A 20920-nucleotide genomic window follows, 5' to 3' on the forward strand; every position below is an offset into this window, starting at 1 on the left:
AGGTGGGAACGCTGGGACTACTAGGGAGCGGACTATCGCCACTACTCATCGAGTTCCTCACCTCCTTCGGTCGGGCGGCAACAGTGGTGGGGCTCGCGTTGACGCGCGAACACCGATGGTTGAGGGTACTCCTCACTACGGATGCGTGTCGTACCAGCCTCACACGGCGTTACGGGGACGGAGAGAACGAGTGCAGTTCGGTCGGTACTACGAGGAGTTCGAGGTCGGTGCGGTCTACAAGCACTGGCCGGGCAAAACGGTCACCGAATACGACGACCACCTGTTCTGCCTGATCACCATGAACCACCACCCGCTGCACCTCGACGCGCACTACGCGGAAGAGACGACCGACTTCGGGAAGAACGTCGTGGTCGGCAACTACGTCTACTCGCTGCTGCTGGGGATGTCGGTGCCCGACGTCTCCGGCAAGGCCATCGCGAACCTCGAGGTCGAGTCGCTCAAGCACGTCAAGCCGACCTTCCACGGCGACACGATCTACGGCGAGACCGAGGTGCTCGACAAGACGCCGTCGAAGTCCAAGGACGACCGTGGCGTCGTGTACGTCGAGACGCGCGGCTACAAGCAGGACGGCCTGATCGTGTGCACTTTCCGGCGGAAGGTGATGGTGCCGAAGCGCTCGTACGGGGAGACTCGGGGCGGCGAGCAGCCGGGCCGGCCGGTGCCGCACGAATGAGGCTCTGATGGACCTGGACGGGATCAAGGGAATACTCCGCACGTTCGCGGAAGTCGAGGCCCGCGGGGTCTCGCCGCTGTACGAACACCTGGCGCTGCGGGCCGCCGCGGACGACGACGTCGCCGGGCTGCTGTCGGTCGCGCGCGACGGCGAGGTGCGCGGGACGCTGCTGATGGCGGTCGCGCACCGCCTCGTGCAGGCCGACCCCATCCACCCGCTCTCGCGCTACTACCCGTCGCTGGGCGGCTTCGACGGCGTCGACTCGGAGACCTGGCCGCTGTTCCGGTCGTTCCTGCTGGAGCGGGCCGAGAAGGCCCGGGCGCTGATTTCGGCGCGCTACACGCAGACCAACGAGGTTCGCCGGGCGGCGCTGCTGTACCCGGGCGTGGCGCGGGCGGCGAAGGAAGCGGGCAGGAAGGTTTCGCTGCTGGAGGTCGGCTGCAGCGCGGGCCTGCTGCTGGGCCTGGACCGGTTCGGCTACCGCTACCAGTGCGACGGCGGCGACCAGCTGACGGCCGGGCCGGCCAAGGCGGCGGTCGGGTTGCACTGCGCGCTCGACCTGGTGCCGGGTGCGGTGGTGCCGAAGCTGCCGAAGAAGCTGGCCCTGCTCGACCGGGCGGGCCTCGACCGGGCCCCGGTGGACCTCTCGGACGAGGACGAGCTGGCGTGGCTGGAGGCGTGCGTCTGGGCGGACCAGCCGGACCGCATCCGGCTGTTGCGCACGGCGGCGGCCGAGCAGGCGAAGCACCGGCCGCGGTTGATCGCCGGGGACGGAGTGGACGACCTGGCCTCGGCGGCGGCGTCGCTGGACGGCCCCCTGGTGGTGCTGACGAGCCACGCCCTGGGGTACTTCGCGGCCGAGAAGCGGGCGGCGTTCGTCTCGGCGCTGGCCGAGCTGGCGTCCTCGCGGCCGGTGTGGTGGGTCTCGGAGGAGTTCTACGGGGCCGGGCTGGAGCTCGTGCTGCCGGGCCGCGACGAGCTTTCGGGCGCGGACGGGCTCGCGACGCTGGGCGTCGTGCGGTGGGAGGACGGGAAGGCCGAGGCGCACGCCCTGGCGCGGACCGCGCCGCACGGGCAGCGGATGACCTGGCTGCCGCTGTAGTTCAGGCGGCCGGGAGCACGTTCCAGTCGCGGAGCGTGACGTAGAGGAGGTCGACGAGCTCCCCGGCGGCCTCCAGCGCGGCAAGGTCTGCCGCATCGGACCAACGGGCCTCCGATGCGTCGTCACCGGCCGTGAGAACCCCGCCCTCGACCTCGCAGGCGTAGTCGAAGATCTCGTACGGCCCCCGCCGCACCGCGCCGACCAGTGTGCCGGGAATCACGTCCAGCCCGGTCTCCTCGGAAAGCTCCCGGACCACCGCCTCTTTGTCCGTTTCGCCCGGTTCGACTCGGCCACCCGGCAGCGACCATTGCCCCGAACCGGGGTTGTTCAAGCGCCGGATGAGCAACAACCGGCCCCGGGGGTCGAACACGACCCCGCCGACGCAGCGGATTGTGGTGCCGGGAAGGCTCTGCATGTCCCGAAGGGTAGACGTGACCGAGGTGAAAACCGATGTCCTGTACACGGAGAGTAGCCATACGGTACACTTCGGACCGCGTGCTGACCCAAGCGCGGGACTTTCCTCCCCTGCGCCTGTTCAGTGCGGTACAACGTAAAAAGTCAAGTTCTCTGCAGTTGTCCGGTGTCACCGTAAGAGACGGGATTTGATCGCGGTGAACGTGAAGAAGATTGCGGGCCTCGCCGGTATCGCGTTGGTGCTGTTCTTCGTCATCGCCCAGCCTGGGCAGGCCGCCGGCCTCGTCGGCAACATCATCGAATTCCTCCGCAGCTCGGCCGAATCGGTGATCACCTTCGTCAGCAACGTGTTCAAGGGCTGATCGGGGGCTACCCTCGAACCATGTTCGCGCCACGCGACCCCGACGAGTACCTCCTCGACACCGAGCGGCGGGTCATCCGGATCCGCCGCCACTGGGCGGTGCTGCTCTGGGACACCTTCGAGGCGGCCGCGCTGCTGGCCGTCTGCGTGCTGGTGTCCTACCTGCTGCCACCGGCGCTGTACATCGGCCAGAACATCCTCTGGTACGTGGCGCTGCTCGTCGTGCTGCGGTTCGCCTACGTGGTGATGGAGTGGTGGGTCGAGCGCCTGGTGGTCACCGACAAGCGGTTCGTCATGACCACCGGGGTGTTCACCACCAAGGTGCTGATGATGCCGATCAGCAAGGTCACCGACCTCAGCTACGTCCGCACGGCCACCGGCCGCATGATGGGCTACGGCACGATGGTGGTCGAGTCGGCCGGTCAGATCCAGGCGCTGAACAAGATCGACTTCCTGCCGCGGCCCGAAGAGTTCTACGACACGATCTCCGAGCTGGTCTTCGGTGACAAGCAAAAGCAGGCCGAACGCTTCTCCATGATCAAGGCCCAGCGGGCCGCCCGGGGCAAGAAGCCGGTCGGGTGACGTGCGCCGGGGTGTCCCGGCCGCAGTGTGACGCACCGCATCGTCGACAATGGACACGATGCGCATCGACCTGCACGCCCACTCCACCGCTTCCGACGGCACCGACACGCCGGCCGGGCTCGTCGCCGCGGCCGCGAAAGCCGGGCTCGACGTCGTCGCGATCACCGATCACGACACCACCGCGGGCTGGGCGCCCGCCTCCGAAGCGGTGTCACCAGGGCTGACGCTGGTCCCCGGCGCCGAGCTGTCCACGGTGTCGACCGACCCCGAGACCGGCCGGCAAATCAGCGTCCACCTGCTCGCCTACCTCTTCGACCCGACGTCCGAGCCCGTCGTCACCGAGCAGACCCGGCTGCGGCTCGAGCGCCGCACGCGGCTGCGGCGGATGGCCGAGCGGATGGCCGCCGACGGCCTCCCGATCGACATCGACGAGATCTTCGGCCTGCTGCCCGAGGACTCCCCGCCCGGGCGCCCCCACCTGGCCCAGGCGCTGGTCCGGGCCGGGCTGGTCAAGTCCGTCGACGAGGCCTTCGCCGACTACCTCAGCCCCCGCCGCGGCTACTACGTCGCCCGGCGCGACACGCCGGTCGAAGAGGCCATCGACATGATCGCCGCGGCCGGCGGCGTCACGGTCGTCGCGCACCCCTTCGCCTTCAGCCGCGGCGCCACCATCAGCGAGGACACCCTCGCCGGGCTGGCCGCGCGCGGGCTCACCGGCGTCGAGGCCGACCACCCGAACCACGACGCGCCGACGCGGGCCCGCACCCGCGAGCTGGCCGGCGAGCTCGGGCTCGTCTTCACCGGGTCCAGCGACTACCACGGCACCAACAAGACGATCGCGCTCGGCGAGTGCACCACCGACCCCGGGCAGTTCGAGGAGCTCGCTTCGCGCGCCACGGGGTTCCAGGTCGTGAAGGGCTGACATGGCGCTCGCCGACGTCTTCGACGCCAAGCTCTTCATGAGCGCGACGATCACCCTGATCGTCATCATGGACCCGCCCGGCACGGTGCCGGTGTTCCTCAGCCTCGTCGGCCGCAAGCCGGTGGCGACCCGGGCGCGCGCCGCCCGGCAGGCCGTCCTGGTGTCACTGCTGGTCATCAGCCTGTTCGCGGTCGCGGGCCAGGCGATCCTGGCCTACCTCGGCATCGGCATCCCCGCGCTGCAGGGCGCGGGCGGGCTGCTGCTCCTGCTGATCGCCCTGCAGCTGCTCACCAGCAACGGCCACGAGCCCGAGGCGGCGGCCGAGGACGTCAACGTCGCCCTCGTGCCGCTCGGCACCCCGCTGCTGGCCGGGCCCGGCGCGATCGCCGCGACCATCGTGTTCGTCCGGCAGGCCGACGGGCACATCGGCGCGTACATCGCCCTGGCGCTCGCGATCGTCACCACCCACTTCGTCATCTACCTCTGCATGCGGTACTCCGGTCTCGTCATCCGGCTGATCAAGGAAAGCGGCATCACGCTGCTGGCCAAGGTAGCCGGCCTGCTGCTCGCGGCCATCGCCGTGGAGCTCGTCGCGAACTCCGTCCGCGGGTTCATCGCCGGCGGGAACTGAGCCGCCACCCGGGTTGTCCTGCCGGACAGGATGCGCCCGGTCCGTTGACATCGTTGGCACCGCTATCGCAGATTGAATCTCAGCTCAGTGTTTGAAACGATTCAATGCGCCTGCGGAGGCCTCGATGAAGTGGCTCAGAGCAGTCCTGCCGGTCACGGTGCTGGTGGCGAGCGGCGTGGTCGCCGCGCCCGCCGATGCCGCGCCCGGCTGGCAGAAGTACGTCGTCGCACCGGCGAGCCGGGACGTCCGGCCGGTGAAGGTGCTGTCCACCACCGGAGACGTCGCGAACCCGAACGGCCTGCTCGGCCGCGGTGTCGCCGTGCTGAAGCGGCAGGCGCCGCCGCCGAAGCCGGTGTGGCCCGCGGGCACCACCGCGGCCGCGTCGTCGTTCCACGCGCCGAACAACGGCGGCAACGGGCAGCCCCGGACCTACGATCCCGGCAACGCCGTCGACGGCAACACCGGCACGTTCTGGAACGACGACACGATCGGCGGCTACCCCGACGTCCTGACGATCACCGCGGGCGCGCCGGTCACGCTGCCGGGCGTCACGGTGCTGTCCAATGTGGACGGCGTGCCGCAGGACTTCACGGTCGAGGTGCTGGACGCGGGCGCGTGGCGGGTGGCCGCGACGGTCAGCGGCAACACGGCGGTGCAGCGGGCGGTCACCTTCGACCGGCCGGTGTCTGCGGCGCAGGTCCGGATCACCGTGACCAAGGACCAGAGCACCCCGTCCGGCGAGTTCAGCCGCGTCGCCGAGGTGTGGCCCGGCGTGGTCGCCGACCCGCCGGTGCCGACCGCCGTCGTCGACTTCGGCCAGGTCGTCGCGGGGTACCCGAAGATCGCGTTCGCGGGCGCGTCGGCGAACCGGCCCGGCGTGCGGCTGGCGTTCTCGGAGACCCTCCAGTACCTGGGCGAACGCTCCGACTTCACCCGTTCGGACTTCTCCGGCGGGCCGGGCACGGACCAGTTCGCCGTGCCCGCGGCGCCGACGGTCTGGCGGGACACCAAGGGCTGCGCGTCGGGGACGCAGGTGTGCGCGGACGGCCTGCACGGCTTCCGCTACCTGCGGATCAGCCTCGACGCGCTGGCCTCGGACGCACCGTTGGCTCAGCCGTCCGGCGAGGTGCGCATCAGCGGCGTCTCGCTCGAGTTCACGCCGTTCCTCGGCACGCCGTCGACCTACCGCGGCTGGTTCGAGTCGTCCGACGAAGACCTCAACAAGTACTGGTACGCGGCGTCCTACACGAACGAGCTGGGCATGGACACCTTCCGGGAGTCCGATGTGGACCCTCGGGGCGCGTTCTCGCCGTCACTGGACGGGAAGCTGGTGCTGCACGACGGCGCGAAGCGTGACCGGGACCCGTACGTCGGCGACGTCGCGGTCTCCGGCCTGACGCAGTACCTGACGCATCAGGACGGCACGGCGGCGCGCAACGTCCTCGCCGACCTGGCCGACCACCAGCGCGCGGACGGCTGGATCCCGCCCGCGTCCATCAACAACTACACGTTGCCGCTGTTCGACTATCCGCTCTGGTGGGTGACCTCGAGCTGGGACTACGTCCTCTACTCCGGCGACACCGCGTACGCGGCTTCGTACTACTCGCACCTCGTGAAGGCGCTCGACAGCTGGTATCCGTCGGTGACCGATTCGCGCGGGTTGCTCGCGAAGGGCCTCAACGGCACCGGCGGCTACGGCGACTACGCCTTCCTGCCGCGTACGGGCGAGGTGACGTACTACAACGCGTTGTACGTCCGGGCGCTTCAAGGCGCGGCCGGCCTGGCGCGCGCGACGGGGCACCCGGCCGACGCGGATCGGTGGCTTTCGCGGGCTTCGGGCGTCTCGGCGGCGGTGAATGCTTATTTGTGGGATCCGGCGGCCGGCGCGTACCTCGATTCGGCGACGGGCGCGGTGCGCCACGGCCAGGACGGCAACAGCCACGCTGTTTTGGCCGGGATCGCGTCTCCCGCGCAGGCCACTTCGGCGCTGGCGCGGCTCGCGGCGGGTGCGTTGCCGTACGGGAACCCGTTCATGGACAACGACACCTTGGTCGGCGACGGCACGAAGCGCGTGTACGCGTTCACGTCGTTCCCCGAGCTGCAGGCGCGGTTCCGGACCGGGCAGACGGCGTCCGCGATCGACCAGATCAAGCGGATGTACGGCTGGATGGCCACGCACGACCCGGGCATCACGGCGTGGGAGGGCATCGGCGAGGGCGGTTCGCACTACGAGCAGGGGTACACCTCGGCCGCGCACGGCTGGTCGACCGGGGTCGTGCCCGCGCTGACGAACGAGTTGCTGGGCGTCTCGCCGACGTCGCCGGGCTTCGCGACCTGGACGGTTTCGCCGCACCCGGGCGCGGTTTCGTGGGCGCGGGGAGCGGTGCCGACGCCGAAGGGCGCGTTGTCGGCTTCGTGGTCTCAGCAGGGTTCGGTGTTCTCGTTGACGGTGACCGCCCCGCGCGGGACCTCCGGGTCGCTCGTGGTGCCCGGCGGCCGGTTGGTGCTGCTGGACGGGCGTCCGCTTCGCGCGGCGGGTCCGCTGACCGTTTCCGGCGGGACCCACACGGTGCTTGTGGTGCGATAGCCGGGCTTTCCGCGCGGGGCGGCTCGCCCCGCGCGGAAAGTGTCGGTGGTGGTGCGTAGCGTGGGCGCGGTGAAGGACCAGATGGGCTTCGACTTCGGCGTCGCGCAACCGGTGCGGCTCACGAAGGTTTCGCCGGCGCGGCTGGCGACCTTCGACGACTGCCCGCGCCGGTATCGCCTCGCGTACCTCGAACGGCCGACCCCGCAGCGCACCGGGCCGTGGGCGCACAGCACGCTGGGTGCGGTGGTGCACAACGCGCTGCGGGCGCTGTTCGACCTGCCCGTGCTCAAGCGGGTGCCGCAGCGCGCGGTGGCGCTGGTGGCCGAGTTCTGGAAGGACGCGGGCTTCGAGACCGAAGAGCAGGCGGCGCGCTACCGGGCAAGGGCGAAGGGGTGGGTGGCGGAGTACGTCGAGGACAACGACGTCTCGCACGACCCGGTGGGGCTGGAGCGGTGGGTGTCGGCGCCGGTCAGCGGGACGCCGGGGGAGCGGCCGTCGATGATCATCGAGGGCCGCACGGACCGGATCGACGCGCGTGACGGCTCGCTGGTGATCGTGGATTACAAGACAGGCCGCCGGCCGCCGGACGAGTACGAGGCCCGCGCGTCGCAAGCGCTTGCGCTGTACGCGGTGGCGGCGGCCCGGACGTTGCGGATGCCGTGCACGGCGGTGGAGCTGCACCACCTGCCGACGGGCACGATCGCGGCGGCGGAGCACACCCCGGAGAGTTTGCAGCGGCATCTGCAGCGCGCGGAAGAGACCGCCGGAGACCTGCGCCTGGCCACGGATACCCTGGACGCGGGCGGCGACGGGGACGTGTTGTTCCCACCCCGCCCGGACCGCCGCTGCGCCTGGTGCGACTTCAGGCCGAGCTGCGCGGCGGGCCAGGAAGCGGCCCCGCAGGCGCAGCCGTGGGACCTGCTCGCGCCCTGAACGGGAGGGAACGTGGCTTCACCGGACACCGACGAACTGGCGACAGTGCCGTTGCCCGCGGGACAGCCCGAAGCCGGCCAGGTGCCGGCCCGCAGAGCCGCGCCGACGCCGCGGGGCGAGGCCGGTCCGGAACGGACCGAGGCGGCGCCGCGCGAGGCCGGAGCGGTGCGGCCGGAGGGGACCGAGGCGGGTGCGGAGCTGACCGAGGCGGCGCCGCGCGAGGCTGAGCGCGCCCGACCCGGGGAACTTCGCGAGGTTGCGGCCGCTCAACCTGAGCCGCTTCACCAGGCTGCGGCCGCCCGACCCGAGGAATCTCGCGAGGGTGCGGCCGCTCGACCTGAGGCACTTCGCGAGCCTGCGGGCGCCCGATCCGAGGCACCCGGTGCGGCCGGCGAGCCGACCGTCGAGCAGGAGCGGGTCGCCCCTGAGCGGATCGAGCCGGAGGCTACCGGCCCGGAGGTTACGGCCCCGGAGGTCGAGGCGAGCGCGCCGACCGAGCCCGCGAAAGACCGCGGCCGCTGGTGGCGCGGGTTCACCGGCTCCCTGGCGGCCGGTCTCACCGTCCTCGCGATCGGCGTGCTCGCGGTGGCAGGCATCTGCCTGTTCACGGGAGCTCCCGGCCCCGGCCCAACCCTGCTGGTCGGCCACCCGGTCGCGGCGGTACTGGCCCTGCTGGCTCAGCGAGTCGCCGACCGACGCACCGGCCCACCCGCAGCAGGAGCAGGCGTGGCGGTGGTCCTGTTCACGGTCTCCGCCCTGACCCTCTTCTGGCTCACCTGACCCGCACCCGCCCCCATCACGCGAGTCCCGCCTCCCCGCACGCAAGATGCCTGCTCAATCACGGGTGATGGCCGCCCAATCACGCGAGAAGCCCGCTCAATCACGTGAGAAGCCTGCCCAGTCCCGTGAGATGCCTGCTGAGACACGCGAGATGCCCCCGCTCTCGGCGATCTCATCTCGCAGCGCGTGCTCGGGACCAGAACTCGCGTGACTGAGCTCGGAACTCGCGAGATCGCAGGCCGACTCGCGTGATCAGGCGGCCATCACGCGTGATTGGAGAGTCATCTCGCGTGATTGGGGAGTCAACACGCGGAGCGGGCTACTTCAGGGCGGTGAGGGTGGCGCCGCGCTGCTCGAGCAGGACCGGGCCGGCCGCGGCCAGCCGGACCGCTCCCGTATAGCCGCGGCGCTCGACGCCCACCGTGCGGATCGTGGACCCGTCGTTCTCGTTCAGCACCGCCAAGCCGCCCTTGATGGGGACCACCAGCTGCTGGGCGTACGTGACTCCCGGGCCCACTGCACTGCTCAGCGTCCAGCGCGGCGAAAGGTCGTCGCGGGACAGGGCCACCACCTTCGACCCGCTGAACCAGTACATGTTCGCCGCCGTCTGGGTCGTTGCCTCGACTCCGGAGGGCGGGTCGGCAGCCAGGTCGGCCGCCGGGAGGTCCAGCGGGTACGCCGCGCGCTGGGTGCCGTCGCCGTTGAACGTCACCAGGAGCTTCTGGTCCGGGAGGACCACCGCCGTCAGGTCGCCCGACATCGCGATCACGCGGGCTCGCTTGCCCGCCAGCACCGAACTGAAGCTGACCTGTGGCTCGTCGTCCTTCTCCGGGGCCGCCTTGTACACCGTGAGACGGTCGTTCGGGTCGCCCGGGCAGCGCTCGATCACGCCGATCTTGCCCGACGCCGCCGCGACCGTGCCGTACGTGCAGCCCGTGCGGGGCTGCTTGCCCGCGTTGACCAGCGCCGGGACCTGGCCGTACTCGGCGCTCTGGACCAGGTCGTCGCGCCACGTCGTGAGGAGCGTCTTGCCCGTGGCGGTCACGTGGGAGCCGTCGTCGATCAGCTGGGTGCCCAGCTCCGCGTTGCCGTTGCGCTGCGCCGTGATCCGGCCCGTGGCCGGGTCCAGCTGCGTGACCTCGCTGCAGTTGCGGCTCTTGTGGTAGACGGCGTTCAGCCGCCCCCACACCTGGTCCAGCGTGCACAACGGCAGGTCACGCGCGTAGTGCCAGCGGATCTGCCCGGTCAGCGGGTCGCGGGTGGCGACGTCGCCGCCGTCCGCCGTGGCCACCGATTCGCCGGCCACGACCGGGATCGGGGTCGCGCCGCTGGGGGCGCTCCAGATCTCCGCCAGCGACCCGGGGACCTTGTCCGGGGCCGCGGGCAACGCCGGAGGTGGCGCCGCCTCGGTCCGGTCGGTGGCCGCGCTGTCGCTCGTCGTGCCGATGACCAGCGCGACGGCGACCACGGCCACCGCGATCAGGGCGGCGATCACCCTGTCCCGCCCGCGGTTCCAAGGCGAACGACGCGCCTTGACCCGCGGGGCGGGCGGAGTGCTCTCGGGAGCGTCTTCGAGTACGTCCTCGGACCCGTAGGCAGGCGTCTCTTCAGTCGCCTTCTCGACGTCGCTCACGTACCCGAACCCCCGATGGAGAAGCCTCAGTCTGCCGAAGCAGGTGTATCAGAAGTCGCGGCCGGACGGCGACGCCGGCGGCGGCGAGCCGGACGCTCGGCGTTCTCGCCGGCCTCCTTTTCGACGGCCGGGCCGGTCGCCTCCGGGGCGTTGCCGCTGCGGGTGCGGCGGCGGCCCCGGGTGCGGCCCTCCGACGCGGGTGCCTCGGCGTCCGGTGAAGCGGACGCGGCGGCGTTGTCCGCGGCCTCGACCGCTTCGGCCGCCCGCGAGCCACCGCGGGTCCGCTTGCGCGGGGTCCGGGAGCGCTTGCGCGGCGCGTCCTCTTCCGGCGCGGCGGCGGCCTCGCCGGTCCGGCCACGGCCTCGGCCGCGCTTCTTGCCGCCCAGGTCCTCTTCCTCCTCGGCGGCCAGGCCCGCGCGGGTGCGGTTGGCCAGCGGCAGCCGGCCCTTCGTGCCCTCGGGGATGCCCAGGTCCTCGAACAGGTGCGGCGACGACGAGTACGTCTCCACCGGCTCCGGCTTGTCGAGGCCGAGGGTGTCCGAGATCAGCTTCCAGCGCGGCATCTCGTCCCAGTCGACGAGGGTGACGGCGACGCCGGTCCGGCCCGCGCGGCCGGTGCGGCCGATGCGGTGGACGTAGGTCTTCTCGTCGTCCGGGCACTGGTAGTTGATGACGTGGGTGACGTCGTCGATGTCGATGCCGCGGGCCGCGACGTCGGTCGCGACCAGGACGTCGACCTTACCGGAGCGGAACGCGCGCAAGGCCTGCTCGCGGGCGCCCTGGCCCAGGTCACCGTGCACGGCGGCGGCCGCGAAGCCGCGTTCGACCAGGTCGTCGGCCACCTTCTGCGCGGTGCGCTTGGTGCGGCTGAAGATCATCGTCAGGCCGCGGTCCTCGGCCTGCAGGACGCGGGCGATGACCTCGGGCTTGTCCATCGAGTGCGCCCGGTAGACGAACTGGGTGGTGCGCTCGTGGATCGCGCTCGCGTCGTTCTCTTCGGCGCGGATGTGCGTCGGCTGGCGCAGGAACGTGCGGGCCAGCGTGATGATCGGGCCGGGCATGGTGGCCGAGAACAGCATGGTCTGCCGCTCGTCCGGCACCATCCGGAGGATGCGCTCGATGTCGGGCAGGAAGCCCAGGTCGAGCATCTCGTCGGCCTCGTCCAGGACCAGGCCGCGGACCTTGCCGAGCACCAGGTGCTGCTGCTCGGCCAGGTCGAGCAGGCGGCCCGGGGTGCCGATCACGACGTCGATGCCCTTGCGGAGGGCCTCGATCTGCGGCTCGTAGGGCCGGCCGCCGTAGATGGCCAGGGTGCGGATGCCCAGGTGCTTGCCGGCGCCCTTGAGGTCGTTGGCGACCTGGATGCACAGCTCGCGGGTCGGCACCACGACCAGCACCTGCGGGGTGCCGTCGCCGGGGACCTGCACGCGGTGCAGCAGCGGGACGCCGAAGCCCAGCGTCTTGCCCATGCCGGTGCGGGCCTGGCCGATGAGGTCGTCGCCGGCCATCGCCAGCGGCAGGGTGAGTTCCTGGATCGCGAAGGTGCGCTCGATGCCGGCCTCGCCGAGGGCCTTGACGATCTCCGGCTTGACGCCGAAGGACGCGAAGGTCGGGGCTTCGGGCTCGACCTCGACGCCCGCCTGCAGCGGGTGCGAGATGTCGAGCGCGGCCGGGCCGGTCTCGCTGTGCTCCAGCGCGACGGCGGGGGTCTGTTCGGTTGTGGGAATTTCTGCGGTCAGGGTGATCGCCTCTCTCGTGACCAGCGCGCACAGCCGTGGGTCCGCTCGACACTCGACCGGGAGTAAACCCTGGTCCCTGGCGCTGATCTTCAAGCGCGGAACCGGTCCGTCCCGGGAATGCCGGAAGAGGCGTGCACGCACATTGCAGTACGTCGGCAAGCCGCGTGACCTGCCTGTTCCCGTCGCCGGTATGGCGTACGGAAGCTTGTTATCGCACGCCAGTGTACCTGGTCAGCAGTTTTTCGACAGTACCCGGCGCGCCGGAACCAGTGTGATCGGTCTCGTCCCGACACGCCCGGGTGCTTCGGCGATACCCTGCCCCCGTGACCGAGCCCCAAGAGATCTCCGAAGGCGTAGTAGACCTTCTGGGTGTGATCGCCTACCTCGAACTGTCCGCGTTCGACCGGCTGGCGGAAGACGCGCGCAGCGCCCCCACGCTGGCCGGCCGGGCCGCGCTGGCGACCATGGCGGCCGCCGAGATCGGTCACTACGGGCTGCTCGCCCAGCACCTGGCCGCCCAGGACGTCAAGATCGAGGACGCGATGGCGCCGTTCGTCGCCCAGGTCGACGCCTGGCACGCGTCGACGCCCCCGAAGTCGTGGCTGGAGTCGCTGGTCAAGGCCTACGTCGGGGACGGACTGGCCGCCGACCTCTACCGGGAGATCGCCAGCTGGCTCGACCCGGAGACCAAGGACCTGGTGCTGACCGTGCTGGCCGACACCGGCCACTCGGCCTTCGCCGAACGCGAGGTCGCGGCCGGCATCGAGGCCGACCCCAAGACCCGCGGCAAGCTCGCCCTGTGGGGCCGCCGCCTGCTCGGCGAGGCGCTGACCCAGGCCCAGTACGTCGTCGCCGAGCGCGACGGGCTGGCCGAGCTCATCATCGGCGGCTCGGGCGACCTCTCCGGAATCGCCGCGCTGTTCCGGCGGTTGCAACAAGGGCACACGAAGCGCATGCAGGCGCTCGGCCTGGGCTGAACCCGATGGAGTACCCGGAAGTGACAACGCGGTCGGGCGCGCACATGCGCCACCGGAACGAGCCGGTTCGGTTAGCCTTGGCCGGCACATCCCTTACGAATTTCCAGCGGAGGTCCCACGTGGAGGTCAAGATCGGCATCAAGGACACGCCGCGCGAGCTGGTGGTGTCCAGTGGCCAGTCTCCCGAAGAGGTGGAGAAGCTGGTCGCCGAGGCCCTGACGGCCGGTGACGGGCTCTTCCGCATCAACGACGAGAAGGGGCGCAAGTACATCGTCCCCTCCGACCGCATCGCGTACGTCGAGATCGCCCCCTCCGACGTCCGCAAGGTCGGCTTCGGCGTCGGCGACTGACCCACCAGCCCGCAAGAGCCACCTCGGGACGTTCCCGGGGTGGCTTTCGCGTGCCCGGAGGTTTCACCGGATTGTGGTGTTCTGCTTGGAGTGTCGCTTTTCCGCCGCCTAGCTTCGGCCGGTGACCACTCTCGAACCGACCGCCGTCGCGGATCTCGTGCGGAACACCCTCGCCGCGCACAAGTCGCTGTTCCTCGCCACCGCGGGCAACACCGGGCCGTGGGTCGGCGGGATGTACTTCGCCGAACGCGGCGAGTTCACCCTGGACCTGGTGCTCGAGGACCGCGGCCGGACGCTGGCCGCGATCCGGGAGAACCCGGTGGTCTCGGTCGTCGTCTCGACCGGCTCGCCGATGCAGCCGTTCCTGCAGGCCCAGGCGTTCGCCGAGCTCGTCGGCGGTGATGAGGACGCGCGGGTGCGCGAGCTGCTCGTCGCCAAGGTCCCGGAGGCCGCGGCGTTCCTGGGGGCACCGGTCACGGCGGTCCGGCTGAACGTGCCGAAGTGGCGGGCCACGGACATCGCGAACGGCGTGCTGCCGGGTGTGGAGCTGCCGGGCCCGCGCCTGCCCTGAGTCACCCGGTTCGGCCGCTGTGCGGTCGGTGCGGCTTGGCCGGGACGGCTTCCGACGCGGTCGCGTCGCTCGCCAAGTCGGACCGGGTGCTCGGGAAAACTCGCCCCGGTCCGACTTGCGGAGCTGGGCGTCCGGCGGCCTTCACCTATTGCGAGCTGCGGTAACCGGACCCGAGGCTTGGGCTGAAACCACGGACATCGCGAACGGGGTGCTGCCGGGCGTGGAGCTGCCTGGCCCGCGCCTGCCTTGAGTCACCCGGTTCGGCCGCTGTGCGGTCGGTGCGGCTTGGCCGGGACGGCTTCCGACGCGGTCGCGTCGCTCGCCAAGCAGGCCCGGGTGCTCGGGAAAACTCGGCCCCGGTCCGACTTGCGGAGCTGGGGCGTCCGGCGGCCTTCGCCTATTGCGAGCTGCGGTAACCGGACCCGAGGCTCGGGCTGAAACCACGGACATCGCGTACGGCGTGGAGCTGCCGGGACCCGCCTGCCCTGAACCAGCCGCGCGTAGCGGTCCCGCGCGGGGACCACTACGCGTTCAGTTCCTCCAGCGTCGTCGGGACGTGGAACGGCGGCGTGCTCGTGCCCATGATCCGGTACCGGCCCCACGGGTCCGGATCGGAAAGCTCACCCGCGGCCGAATGGGAGCCCGTCTGGAGGGACACGGCCTTCTTCTTGCCGCCCGCCAACCGGGTCAGCTCCTCGTTCACCGCTACCCGGCCGTACCAGCGGTAATAGCCGTCGATCGGCTGGAAGTAGCCGCGCAGCTCGACCGTCACCGGCAGCGAAACGCCGTCGACCACCAGGGTGGCCGGACCGCGGTAACCGTCTTCGTCGTGCTCGCTCATGATGTTTCCTCCAACGACTCCGGGGCGCGGCCCAGCTGGACCACCTTGTTGGCTTCCAGGGGCAGGTTCGGGTCGATGACCACGCCGTTCTGGCGGGTCAGCCCGTCGATGGCCGCCCAGATGATCTGGGTCAGGTACTCGACGACCGCGTCGCGGCTCATCGAACGGCGGTCCAGCCACCACTCGCCGGTGTTCTGGACCATGCCGACGATGCCGTGCGCCCACGGCTCGGCCGCGCCGGAGTCCATGTTGAACATCCGCATGTAGTCGCCGAGCAGCGCGGTCAGCGCCGTCGCGATCAGTTCCTTGTCCTCGGCCACGACGTCCGACGAGACCGGCTTCTCCGGCCGTCCGTGCGCCAGCAGCCGGTAGAGGTTCGGGTGCTCCTCGATCACGGTGAAGAACGCGTCGAGCGCCATCCGGATCCGCGGGACCGGGGCCAGTTCGGCGTTGATCGCCGGGATCAGCCGCTCGAAGAGGATTTCCGTGCCGCGCTGGCCGAGGGCCACGTACAGGTCGGCCTTGTCGTCGAAGTGCCGGTACAGCACCGGCTTGGTGACGCCGGCTTCCGCGGCGACGTCCTCCATGCCGAGGTCCGGGCCGTGCGTGTCGAGCGCCCGCAGGGCCGCCTCGACGAACTCCTTGCGCCGGGCGATCCGGTGTTTGCGCCAGCGGTCGCGCCGGGCGTCGCCGGTCGCCTCCTCGCCGCGGGAGGACCTGCTGGACGGCTTGCCGGAGCGCTTGACACGTTCGATCACGAGGGTCATGCTACGCACAGGTAACTGTTACCTCAAGTTACATGTCCCGGAAGGGGTGTCGGCGATGACGCGGACGCTGAAGGAACCGGATCGCGAGAAGACCGCGGACCGCCTGCTGAAGTCGTCGGCCAACAAGTTCTACGACCCCGACGTCGACATCGACTGGGCCGCGCCGCTGGTCGAGGGCAAGCGGTTCATCCTCGACGAGCGGTCCTCGCTCTACGGGACCGAACTCTGGGAAAAACTGACCCCCGAGCAGCGCATCGAGCTGGGCAAGCACGAGGTCGCGAGCGTCGCCACCACCGGCCTGTGGTTCGAGATCCTCCTGATGCAGATGCTGCTCAAGGAGGTCTACGAGCAGGACCCGACGTCCGCGCACGCCCAGTTCGCGCTCACCGAAATCGCCGACGAATGCCGGCACTCGACGATGTTCGCGCGGATGGCGTCGCGGATCGGCTGCCCCGCCTACGGCCCGGTGCCGTGGCTGCGGCGCCTCGCGAAGCTCATGCCGACGATCTCCTACGGCCCGGCGCGCTACGGCGCGATCCTCGTCGCGGAGGAAGTGCTGGACCGGCTGCAGCGCGAGCAGATGAACGACGAAGGCGTCCAGCCGCTGGTCCGGATGGTCAACCGGATCCACGTCCTGGAAGAGGCCCGGCACGTCACCTTCGCCCGCGAAGAGGTCACGCGCGGCATGGCGAAGCTGTCGAAGGCCGAGATCGGCTACCAGCAGTTCATCATCGCGGTCATCTCGTACTTCGTGACGCGGGCGTTCATCAACCCGGACGTCTACAAGGCGGTCGGCATCCGGCCGCGCGACGGCGTCGAAGCGGCGCTGAACAACCCGCACTGGCAGGGGACGATCGCGTGGGCGGGGGAGAAGATCATGCCGTTCCTGGAGGAGTCCGGCCTGGTCGGGCTGCCCGGGAAGTACTTCTGGCGCAAGTCGTTCCTGCTCCCGGCGGGCCGATGACGACCGCGTCGCGGCTGCGGAACCCGTCGGTCGAGCACCGGTTCGTCGCCAGCGACGGCGCCGCGCTGCACGTCGAGCAGTCCGGGCCGGCCGATTCCGCGGTGACGCTGATGCTCGTCCACGGCTGGACGCAGGACCACCGGACGTGGGACTTCGTGCTCCCGCACCTCGACCCCGGCCTGCGCGTGCTGCGTTACGACCTGCGTGGTCACGGCGGCTCGGCGCCGGCCCGGCGCGGCGGCGCCACGATCGCCCGGCTCGCCGACGACCTCGCCGAGCTGATCGCCGAGCGCGTCCCGGCGGGGCCGCTGGTGCTGGCCGGGCATTCGATGGGCGGCATGACGCTGATGGTGCTCGCCGAGCGGCACCCGGAACTGGTCGCCGACCGGCTGGCGGGCGCGGCGTTCGTCGCGACGTCGTCGGGGGACATGGACCAGCTGACGCTGGGGTTCCCGGGGCTGGTCGGCCGGAGCGTGACGCGGTTCGAGCCGAGGGTCGCCCGGCTGCTGGCCCGGTTGCGGTCGGACACGCTGCGGCTGCGGCCGGGCCTGGTCCGCTCGGGTGCCCGGCGGCTGGTGTTCGGCGACCGGCCGGGGCGCGCGCAGGTGGACAGCGTCGTCGAGCAGCTGCTGTGCGCGCACCCGGCGAGCGCGGGGATGTTCCTGGACGCGATCGCGGCCCACCGCGGCGTCGGCGGGCTGGGCGCGTTGTGCGACGTGCCGTCGGTGGTGCTGGCGGGGGAGAAGGACCGGCTGTGCCCGCTGCCGCACGCGAAGGTGATCGCGGACGAGCTGCCGCACGCGGAGTTCGTCCGGTTCCCGGGCGCCGGGCACATGCTGCCGCAGGAACGTCCCTACGAGGTGGCCCGCCGCATCTCGGCCTTGGTCCGGATCGCCGCCCGCTGACCAGCGCCCCAATGTGGCCTTGGTTGCGTTGAACGCACCCAATGTGGCCTTCGGTGCGTTCAACGCACCGAAGGCCACATTGGGGCGGTTGGGGTCAGCCGTCCTTGAGGGGGAAGCCGCCGCCGATGCCGCGCCAGGCCAGGTTGGCCGTCAGGGCAACCGCTTCCTCGCGGCTCATCGACTGGTGGTGGGCCAGCCAGAACCGCGCGCTGACCTGGCTCATCCCGACCAGCCCGACCGCCAGCAGCCGCGCCTTGTCCTCGTCGAGGCCGGCGTCCGCGGTGATCGTCTCCGTGATCGCGTCCACGCTCGCCGTCGTCGCCCGGTCGACCGCTTCCTGGACCGCCGGCTCGCCACGCAGGTCGGACTCGAACACCATCCGGAACGCGCCCGCGTCGTTGCTGACGAAGTCGAAGAACGCGCCGACCGTCGCCGGGACGCGCTGCTTGTTCTCCGTCGTCGAGTCCAGGGCGTTCTGGACGCGCTTGACCAGCTCGTCGACGTGGCTCTCCAGCAGCGCGATGTACAGGTCCAGCTTGCCGGGGAAGTGCTGGTACAGCACCGGCTTCGAGACGCCCGCGACCTCGGCGATCTCGTCCATCGCGGCGGCGTGGTAGCCGTTCTCGGCGAAGACCCGCTGCGCCGCGGCGAGGAGCTGAGCCCGGCGCTCGGTCCGGGGCAGCCGCACCCCACGTTGCTGCAGGCGCGTCATCTCCGTCATGCTCATCCTCCCGTCATCGCTTCTTCGACGGGCGGGGTCGCCACCGCGTGAAGTCGCCCTGAAGATTACTCGCCGGTACGTGTGCCGCGCCAAGGGTCGGGCATTCTGGATCCGTGAACACCCCCGTGCGAGCCCGGCCGCCACTGACCCACGTGCCGCTGTCGAACCGGGCCCTGCCGTCGCTCGACCCGGTCCCGCCGCCGTGGCCGACGGCGTTCGAAGAGGTCGGCACCGCCCGGCTGCACGTCCGCCGCACGCCCGGCCCCGACGGCGTGCCCGCCGTCTACGTCCACGGCCTCGGCGGCTCGTCGACGAACTGGACCGACCTGGCCGCGCTGCTCGCGCCGGTCGCCGGCGGCACGGCACCCGACCTGCCCGGATTCGGCTACTCCGAGCCCGAAGAGGGCTTCGACTTCACGCTCCAGGCGCACGCTGACGTCGTTGTGAAGCACATCGAAACCGGTTTTTCGGGGGTCCGGGTGGCGGAGCCCCCGGCCCGGGGCGAAGCCCCGGATGTCACAGCCGTCGGCGGCCCGGTGCACCTGTTCGGCAACTCGATGGGCGGCGCGATCGCCCTGCTCGTCGCCGCCCAGAAGCCGGAGCTGGTGAAGACGCTGACGCTCATTTCGCCGGCCGTGCCGGACCTGCGCCTCGACCCGCGGCGGCTGTCGGACCCGCGGATGGCGCTCGCCTACCTGCCGCTGGTCGGCGCGCGCGTGCGGGCCCAGCTGGCCGCGCTCGGGCCGCGGGAACGCGCCGCGCAGGTCATCAAGCTGTGCTTCGCCGATCCGTCGCGGTTCCCGGAGAGCCGGCTCGACGAGCTGACCGAGGAGCACGGCGCCCGCGCCGGGTTCGCCTGGGCCGCGCCCGCGATGGCGCGCAGCACGTTCGCCATCTTCCGGGCCTGGTCGACGCTCGGGAAGGCGTCGCTGTGGTCGGTCGCGCCGCGGGTCAAGGCGCCGACCCTGGTCGTCTGGGGCAGGGAGGACCGCGTCATCTCCGTCAAACGCGCCGTGCGGACCGCGCGGGCGATCCCGCGAGCCCGGCTGCTCGTGCTGCCGCGCACCGGGCACGTGGCTCAGATGGAGCGTCCGGTCGTCGTCGCGAAGGCCGTGCTGGGCATGTGGGAGCACGTCGAAGCGGGCACCTGGTAGCCCGATCGGGCGGTGGCGAGTTCACTCGATGATCCGCCAGTCGGCGAGAGCGGTGCCCCGCCGCTGTGGCACCCTGGTGCGGTGGACCGGGTGAAGCACGACGCGCGAGGCGAAGATCGGCGGACGCCCCACCGCGCCTCGGCCCGCCGGACGCCGGACGCCGAGGACCACCCCCGCACCGGGCAGTACCGCCCCTCGTCGAAGGCGCCGGCCCAGCGCGTCGAAGAGGACCGCTACCGCCCCGGTGGCCGGCGGACCAGTGCCGAGCCGCTGAGCGCCTCCTGGAAGCCGCACGTCGAAACCCCGCGCGAGAAGCCGGCCGAGGCACCGCCGAAGCCGGGCATCGCCCAGCTCACGAAGACCTACGGCTGGCGCGTCTACGCGCTGCCGATCCTGGTCGTGCTGACCGTGCTCGTCGTGGTCAACACCGCCAACAGCCCGGCCCAGCCGATCGCCGAGCAGAGCACGGGTGCCGGGTCCGGCATCGACCCCGCGGGTGGCGACACCTCCGGCGGCGGTGCCATCGACGGCAACGGCGAGCAGCCCATCCCGGAGAACCCGGCCACCCCCGTCGACCTCAAGGTGCCGACCGCGGACCTGCCGAACGGCATCCCCTTCACCCAGGCCGGCGCCGGCAAGTGGCACGTCGTGCCGGGCAGCGGCCCGAAGATCGGCAACGGGAAGCTGTACACCTACACCATCGAGGTCGAAGACGGCGTCGACCCGGCGAGCTACGCCGGTGACGACGCCTTCGCTTCGACCGTCGAGGGCACGCTGTCGAACTCGACCCAGGGCTGGACCTGGGACGGCAAGATCGCGTTCCAGCGGGTGGACGCCAACTTCCCGAACCCCTCCTTCCGGGTGAGCCTGACCACGCCGGAGACCACCCACCGGCCGGACGCCTGCGGCTTCCAGATCAAGTTCGAGGCCTCCTGCTACCGCAAGAGCCTGGGCCGCGTGCTGATCAACCTGGCCCGCTGGGTGCGGGGCGCCAAGGCCTACGGCCCCGACATGACCGGGTACCGGCAGTACGCCATCAACCACGAGGTCGGGCACGCCCTGGGCAACCAGCACGTCGGCTGCCCCGGCACCGACCAGCCGGCGCCGGTGATGATGCAGCAGTCCTTCGGCGTCAACGACGACTACGTCGCGATGCTCAACGACATCCCCGGCGGCGACAAGGGCAAGGTCGCCAAGGACGGCAACATCTGCAAGACCAACTCCTGGCCCAACCCCACCCCGCAGTAGGGCGCTGTGCCATCCGGGGCTTCGCCACCCGGACCCCCCGAACA

22 protein-coding genes are annotated in these 20920 nt (G+C 71.1%); 16 read left to right on the forward strand and 6 right to left on the reverse strand.

Translation table 11 applies throughout. From position 1 onward, the window contains the following. The first annotated feature begins 115 nt into the window (after window positions 1–115). Window positions 116–694, forward strand: a complete 579-nt coding sequence (locus AB0M30_RS07075; RefSeq protein WP_364580948.1) for a MaoC family dehydratase — start codon at window positions 116–118, stop codon at window positions 692–694. A gap of 7 nt (window positions 695–701) precedes the next feature. Beyond that, on the forward strand, window positions 702–1796 hold the full coding sequence (locus AB0M30_RS07080) for a DUF2332 domain-containing protein (RefSeq protein WP_364580951.1): 1095 nt from the start codon (window positions 702–704) through the stop codon (window positions 1794–1796). Window position 1797: 1 nt separating this feature from the next. On the opposite strand, the gene AB0M30_RS07085 is transcribed toward AB0M30_RS07080, so the two are convergent. Then, on the reverse strand, window positions 1798–2211 hold the full coding sequence (locus AB0M30_RS07085) for an NUDIX domain-containing protein (protein WP_364580953.1): 414 nt from the start codon (window positions 2209–2211) through the stop codon (window positions 1798–1800). A gap of 196 nt (window positions 2212–2407) precedes the next feature. Here AB0M30_RS07085 and AB0M30_RS07090 point away from each other — a divergent pair, with 196 nt between their 5' ends. The 7 genes from AB0M30_RS07090 (at window position 2408) to AB0M30_RS07120 (ending at window position 9006) form a co-directional block, all read left to right on the forward strand. Next, window positions 2408–2572 (forward strand): hypothetical protein, encoded by a 165-nt coding sequence (locus tag AB0M30_RS07090; RefSeq protein WP_199191129.1) that lies wholly within the window; start codon window positions 2408–2410, stop codon window positions 2570–2572. Between the two features lie 20 nt (window positions 2573–2592). Continuing rightward, window positions 2593–3153 (forward strand): PH domain-containing protein, encoded by a 561-nt coding sequence (locus tag AB0M30_RS07095; RefSeq protein WP_003095467.1) that lies wholly within the window; start codon window positions 2593–2595, stop codon window positions 3151–3153. 49 nt (window positions 3154–3202) lie between these two features. Then, on the forward strand, window positions 3203–4075 hold the full coding sequence (locus AB0M30_RS07100; protein WP_364580956.1) for a PHP domain-containing protein: 873 nt from the start codon (window positions 3203–3205) through the stop codon (window positions 4073–4075). A 1-nt stretch (window position 4076) separates the two neighbouring features. Next, window positions 4077–4706 (forward strand): MarC family protein, encoded by a 630-nt coding sequence (locus tag AB0M30_RS07105; protein ID WP_013223009.1) that lies wholly within the window; start codon window positions 4077–4079, stop codon window positions 4704–4706. A 124-nt stretch (window positions 4707–4830) separates the two neighbouring features. After that, on the forward strand, window positions 4831–7293 hold the full coding sequence (locus AB0M30_RS07110; RefSeq protein WP_364580960.1) for an alpha-L-rhamnosidase C-terminal domain-containing protein: 2463 nt from the start codon (window positions 4831–4833) through the stop codon (window positions 7291–7293). Window positions 7294–7374: 81 nt separating this feature from the next. Beyond that, complete coding sequence (locus AB0M30_RS07115; protein ID WP_360173238.1) at window positions 7375–8226, forward strand: PD-(D/E)XK nuclease family protein; 852 nt, start codon at window positions 7375–7377, stop codon at window positions 8224–8226. Window positions 8227–8238: 12 nt separating this feature from the next. Beyond that, window positions 8239–9006, forward strand: a complete 768-nt coding sequence (locus AB0M30_RS07120; protein ID WP_364580963.1) for a hypothetical protein — start codon at window positions 8239–8241, stop codon at window positions 9004–9006. A gap of 319 nt (window positions 9007–9325) precedes the next feature. On the opposite strand, the gene AB0M30_RS07125 is transcribed toward AB0M30_RS07120, so the two are convergent. Both AB0M30_RS07125 and AB0M30_RS07130 read right to left on the reverse strand, forming a co-directional pair. Further along, window positions 9326–10639 carry a hypothetical protein gene (locus AB0M30_RS07125; RefSeq protein WP_364580965.1) on the reverse strand — a complete coding sequence of 438 codons (1314 nt, stop codon included), beginning with the start codon at window positions 10637–10639 and terminating at the stop codon, window positions 9326–9328. A gap of 26 nt (window positions 10640–10665) precedes the next feature. Continuing rightward, window positions 10666–12471, reverse strand: coding sequence for a DEAD/DEAH box helicase (locus AB0M30_RS07130; RefSeq protein WP_364580968.1), 1806 nt, complete (start codon window positions 12469–12471; stop codon window positions 10666–10668). A gap of 230 nt (window positions 12472–12701) precedes the next feature. On the opposite strand from AB0M30_RS07130, the gene AB0M30_RS07135 reads away from it, so the two are divergent. From AB0M30_RS07135 to AB0M30_RS07145, 3 genes are all read left to right on the forward strand, one after another. Then, a complete protein-coding gene (locus AB0M30_RS07135) occupies window positions 12702–13355 on the forward strand; it encodes a ferritin-like fold-containing protein (RefSeq protein ID WP_364580970.1) in 654 nt (217 codons plus the stop codon). A gap of 119 nt (window positions 13356–13474) precedes the next feature. Further along, entirely contained in the window at window positions 13475–13705 is a 231-nt protein-coding gene (locus tag AB0M30_RS07140) for a DUF3107 domain-containing protein (RefSeq protein ID WP_013223016.1), read from the forward strand. A 121-nt stretch (window positions 13706–13826) separates the two neighbouring features. Further along, on the forward strand, window positions 13827–14276 hold the full coding sequence (locus AB0M30_RS07145) for a pyridoxamine 5'-phosphate oxidase family protein (RefSeq protein WP_364580973.1): 450 nt from the start codon (window positions 13827–13829) through the stop codon (window positions 14274–14276). Between the two features lie 523 nt (window positions 14277–14799). Here the strand turns inward: AB0M30_RS07145 and AB0M30_RS07150 are convergent. Continuing rightward, entirely contained in the window at window positions 14800–15117 is a 318-nt protein-coding gene (locus AB0M30_RS07150; protein ID WP_103336624.1) for a DUF4873 domain-containing protein, read from the reverse strand. Continuing rightward, a complete protein-coding gene (locus tag AB0M30_RS07155) occupies window positions 15114–15884 on the reverse strand; it encodes a TetR/AcrR family transcriptional regulator (RefSeq protein ID WP_103336623.1) in 771 nt (256 codons plus the stop codon). The genes AB0M30_RS07150 and AB0M30_RS07155 overlap by 4 nt, the downstream gene beginning before the upstream one ends. Window positions 15885–15939: 55 nt before the next feature. Here AB0M30_RS07155 and AB0M30_RS07160 point away from each other — a divergent pair, with 55 nt between their 5' ends. Beyond that, window positions 15940–16848: a diiron oxygenase gene (locus AB0M30_RS07160; RefSeq protein WP_199191127.1), complete on the forward strand. Its 909-nt coding sequence runs from the start codon at window positions 15940–15942 to the stop codon at window positions 16846–16848. Continuing rightward, entirely contained in the window at window positions 16845–17753 is a 909-nt protein-coding gene (locus AB0M30_RS07165; protein ID WP_364580977.1) for an alpha/beta hydrolase, read from the forward strand. The genes AB0M30_RS07160 and AB0M30_RS07165 overlap by 4 nt, the downstream gene beginning before the upstream one ends. Window positions 17754–17847: 94 nt before the next feature. On the opposite strand, the gene AB0M30_RS07170 is transcribed toward AB0M30_RS07165, so the two are convergent. After that, the gene (locus tag AB0M30_RS07170; RefSeq protein ID WP_103336620.1) at window positions 17848–18474 is read right to left on the reverse strand and encodes a TetR/AcrR family transcriptional regulator; all 627 of its coding nucleotides are present in this window, start codon (window positions 18472–18474) and stop codon (window positions 17848–17850) included. A gap of 113 nt (window positions 18475–18587) precedes the next feature. Here AB0M30_RS07170 and AB0M30_RS07175 point away from each other — a divergent pair, with 113 nt between their 5' ends. Continuing rightward, window positions 18588–19628 (forward strand): alpha/beta hydrolase, encoded by a 1041-nt coding sequence (locus tag AB0M30_RS07175; RefSeq protein WP_364580980.1) that lies wholly within the window; start codon window positions 18588–18590, stop codon window positions 19626–19628. A gap of 81 nt (window positions 19629–19709) precedes the next feature. Further along, window positions 19710–20876 (forward strand): DUF3152 domain-containing protein, encoded by a 1167-nt coding sequence (locus AB0M30_RS07180; RefSeq protein ID WP_364580983.1) that lies wholly within the window; start codon window positions 19710–19712, stop codon window positions 20874–20876. Window positions 20877–20920: the final 44 nt, after the last annotated feature.

The organism is Amycolatopsis sp. NPDC051716, assembly GCF_040681595.1.
Lineage (GTDB): Bacteria > Actinomycetota > Actinomycetes > Mycobacteriales > Pseudonocardiaceae > Amycolatopsis.

Excerpts from the sequence above, each read along its gene's own strand:
- AB0M30_RS07160 (WP_199191127.1), top strand. The coding sequence starts at position 15,940 with ATGACGCGGACGCTGAAGGAACCGGATCGCGAGAAGACCGCGGACCGC.
- AB0M30_RS07100 (WP_364580956.1), top strand. The coding sequence starts at position 3,203 with ATGGACACGATGCGCATCGACCTGCACGCCCACTCCACCGCTTCCGAC.
- AB0M30_RS07155 (WP_103336623.1), bottom strand. The coding sequence starts at position 15,884 with ATGACCCTCGTGATCGAACGTGTCAAGCGCTCCGGCAAGCCGTCCAGC.
- AB0M30_RS07165 (WP_364580977.1), top strand. The coding sequence starts at position 16,845 with ATGACGACCGCGTCGCGGCTGCGGAACCCGTCGGTCGAGCACCGGTTC.
- AB0M30_RS07085 (WP_364580953.1), bottom strand. The coding sequence starts at position 2,211 with ATGCAGAGCCTTCCCGGCACCACAATCCGCTGCGTCGGCGGGGTCGTG.
- AB0M30_RS07115 (WP_360173238.1), top strand. The coding sequence starts at position 7,375 with ATGGGCTTCGACTTCGGCGTCGCGCAACCGGTGCGGCTCACGAAGGTT.
- AB0M30_RS07150 (WP_103336624.1), bottom strand. The coding sequence starts at position 15,117 with ATGAGCGAGCACGACGAAGACGGTTACCGCGGTCCGGCCACCCTGGTG.
- AB0M30_RS07110 (WP_364580960.1), top strand. The coding sequence starts at position 4,831 with ATGAAGTGGCTCAGAGCAGTCCTGCCGGTCACGGTGCTGGTGGCGAGC.
- AB0M30_RS07105 (WP_013223009.1), top strand. The coding sequence starts at position 4,077 with ATGGCGCTCGCCGACGTCTTCGACGCCAAGCTCTTCATGAGCGCGACG.
- AB0M30_RS07170 (WP_103336620.1), bottom strand. The coding sequence starts at position 18,474 with ATGACGGAGATGACGCGCCTGCAGCAACGTGGGGTGCGGCTGCCCCGG.
- AB0M30_RS07080 (WP_364580951.1), top strand. The coding sequence starts at position 702 with ATGGACCTGGACGGGATCAAGGGAATACTCCGCACGTTCGCGGAAGTC.
- AB0M30_RS07075 (WP_364580948.1), top strand. The coding sequence starts at position 116 with ATGGTTGAGGGTACTCCTCACTACGGATGCGTGTCGTACCAGCCTCAC.
- AB0M30_RS07095 (WP_003095467.1), top strand. The coding sequence starts at position 2,593 with ATGTTCGCGCCACGCGACCCCGACGAGTACCTCCTCGACACCGAGCGG.